At 31.1% G+C, this 3,407-nt stretch carries 2 protein-coding genes; both read right to left on the bottom strand.

Going from position 1 to position 3,407, the window contains the following annotated elements; genetic code table 11:
- Positions 1–3,219, bottom strand: a 3,219-nt coding sequence (locus tag N0B16_RS14090) for a hypothetical protein (protein WP_262991577.1), incomplete at its 3' end; no start/stop codon positions are given.
- Positions 3,220–3,226: 7 nt separating this feature from the next.
- Positions 3,227–3,407, bottom strand: a 181-nt coding sequence (locus N0B16_RS14095; RefSeq protein ID WP_262991578.1) for a T9SS type A sorting domain-containing protein, incomplete at its 5' end; no start/stop codon positions are given.

Raw genomic sequence — 3,407 nt, forward strand, 5'->3', positions numbered from 1 at the left:
CTCTACCTTGGCAATCGGCTGGGTAGAATTATACCCCCAGACAATAGCCGTGGAAATACCATCCTTCGTCGTATACTGCTGCAAATTGCCTTTGCTGTCGTAGCGGTCGTAGGTGACTTCTGTGGATGGAACGTTATTCTGAAGATCAAAAGATTTTACTGACAATGGTAAAACTGAGTTCCCGGCCTGACTCGTAGGAATAGAGGTAGGATATACCGTTTCTGTTTTTGAAAGTGTTTTGGTAACTCCATTCACCGTTTGCGTAGAGGTCGTCTCCAATGGAATGCCAATCATATTCTTATCAATTAAAAGCGGATTGTTTTTCTCATGCGCGTACGAGTAAGAGGTTTCTTGAATAACTCCGTCCGTGGTGGTGGTTTGTTTTAAAGGCTGCATATTGTTAATACTGTAAGTATAAGCTGTATTAATTTCTATAATTTTTTGAACATTATTTGCATTATAAAAATAATTTTTTGTAGCAGAGTTTATTAATTTTGCCCAGCCAAAAGCTTCTTTATTGAGATGATAAGTTAAAAAACTGGTTGCATCTGGACCGCATTGTTTAGTGTTATAACACATTAGATTGCCATTGAAAGTGCAAGTAGATGAATTAATATCAGATTTATACGCAAAATAGCTGGCATATCTGCTCGCAAAAGGACAATCAAAATTTTTATAGTATACATTAACACCTGTAATTTTCTCGTAATCTTCGAAGTTATAAGCATTATCGTTACTTGTAAGTATTCTTCCATTATCATCATATTTCTTTTCACTTAAAAGCAAACCTCTTTTATAATCAATATTTTTTGTAGGCACAAAAGGATATGCTGCTGATGCTGATCCTATAGATTCAGGATAATCAATTGGAGATGTATAAATATATTCTGATTTCCCTTTATCTGTTTCAAACACTGTTACATTTTTATAACCTACATCACCACCTTGTGTAGCTATTGCCGACAGATTATTAAATTGTGTATTAATTCTGTATTTTATATCCCAAAGTCCTGGGTCAAGATTACAGGTAAAACCTGTATATCTAAATACCCGGCCAGCTATATAACTCATGATGGGTTTTGGAAAAACTATTGAGCCACTGCTTCGCTTATCATCATTAAAAAAGTTATATTTAAAAGACACTCGTTTATCAAAATTATTGGGATATCCTTGATTTATTATATCTGTAGAAGCTGCATTATCTACTTTGTCTAAATAATAAATATTTTTTATTCTTATTCCACCTCCATACAACCATTTTTCCGTAATTAGATTTCTTGTTTTTTCATCAATGAATATACTAGCATGTCCTATTACAGGCACATTCGGATTGGGATTATCCCCTATTTGTGTTTGATGATTCCAGACGAATCCTATTACATATTCGAATCCACCTTCTAATACTATTTCCTGAGGACACAGTGTTTGTAAACCTATAGTTTGTACAATCTGATGAGCAGAATTTCTTTTATATAGCTTTAAAATACCTGCAATTCCTTCGTTATTGTCTATTGATGATTGTAAAATCAGTGTTCTATTTGTATTAAATATTCCTAAATTCTGAGTTTGCTCATTACCATTACTACTTTGTAGAAATACTTCATTAAATGTTGTTATGGTCCAATTATCGGGATTATTTTCAAAAGATTCAAAATAATCATTATTATCAAGATTTGTGGGAATAGAAAAATCTCCCCAATAAGAATAAGTATTTGGCTCATATTCAAATATTGCAGACCCTTTTGTAGGATATGTTATTTGAGTGAGAACATCTTTAGTTATGTATTGCTTATCAACATTTCTGTTTTCAATAAGTTCGTTATCAAAAAAAGTTTTATCACAATCTGTACCCGGTAATTTATAATATCCCCAATAATCTGTTTTAAAGTCGGCAGGAGAAAGACTATTGTTCTTATAAATAAAACTATATTTTGATATTTCATTAGTCACTGATGTTTCTACGATATCTTTTAAAAAAAGTTTATCAATGAATGAATAAACAAAATTATATGATTTTATTTCTTTTCCGTTCCAATCACTTATACTGATTTTATTTAAATAAGGAGTATCAGAAGCATTGAATATATTCTGATCCAGCCGGTTACCCTTTAATGTAATAAAATTTATAATTCCCTTATCAATAACTTTGATCTGTTTAAGTTTTTTTGTCTTTGTTTCTACATTTGTAGTCTGATAAGAATTTAAAGGAAGTAAGCTGCTGGGAATATGTCCTTCACAAGTACCTTGCTGATGAGCATTAATAAAAAAATTAAGATCTGGAAGTATAGGAACATTATTGACAGTATTTTTAGTTCCCTGTTTCTCGATTAAAAGTTCATTATCAGTATTATATAAAAATTCTGCTAATATATTAGTTTCATAAGATACGCTAGATAAATGAAAAGCACTTGTATATTCATAATTATTAGATGGCGAAATGCTTGAATCTCCTGTAAATGTAACATTTTCGTTAAAAGATGAACTTTTGGATTGTTCTTTTACATCAAAAATATATTTAAGACCATTATTATCAATTATTTCAAATGATTGATTGCTAAAATTATATGAGATTTTGAGATTATCTTTAGATAATTTAACTACATTATAATTATCCCCCAATTTTTCAATAATAAAACGGCCACTGTAACCCATAAAATTATATTGATATAAATCATGTTTACTATCATATTTTTGCTTTTCACTTACCTCAAATAAAAATTCATTAATCTCAGGATTAGTTTCATCAATAAGAGCATTGACGTCTAATAAAGGAATAACATCATAATAATTATTTCTTGAGTCATAAATTCCTATTTTTTCGGTATTTAGCATTCCCGCAGCACGATAATACTCATCAGGAATATCCCTGACGGTTCTTGAAATAGTTCCTCCTGCAAATAAATTCCAACCAAGACCCGTATAACCAGAGATTTCATCTTTTTTAATACTTAAGGGGTGATATTTCATTGCGAGATTAACATTGAACCCAAAGTTAGTAGCGATATTAAAAAGCGGAATAGATACATCAGGAACACCTGTATAGTTGCTAACAGGTATTTCTTCAAATTTCATTAGTGAAGCAACTGTTGGAGTTGGAGGTATAATATTTGGGATATGATTATCAGTTGCGGTTGTATTAGGAGTATTAACTTGTGCTTGGTAATTGTTAATTGTACAAAAAAAAGCTATCATTACTCCTATTAAATATATTTTCTTCATCAGTATGTTATTTTTTAATGATTTTCGCATTTGCGGTTTTTTGGGTATCGGTTTTTATTTTGATGAGATAAGCGCCCTGAATCAGGTTCTGGGTATTGATCTTCGTCACTTTATTCTTGGTTTTTAAACTCTGCAGCTGTCTTCCACCCATATCGTAGACGATAATATCCGCTTCCTTGAAGTCAAAC

Source organism: Chryseobacterium gilvum, from assembly GCF_025628965.1.
Lineage (GTDB): Bacteria > Bacteroidota > Bacteroidia > Flavobacteriales > Weeksellaceae > Chryseobacterium > Chryseobacterium gilvum.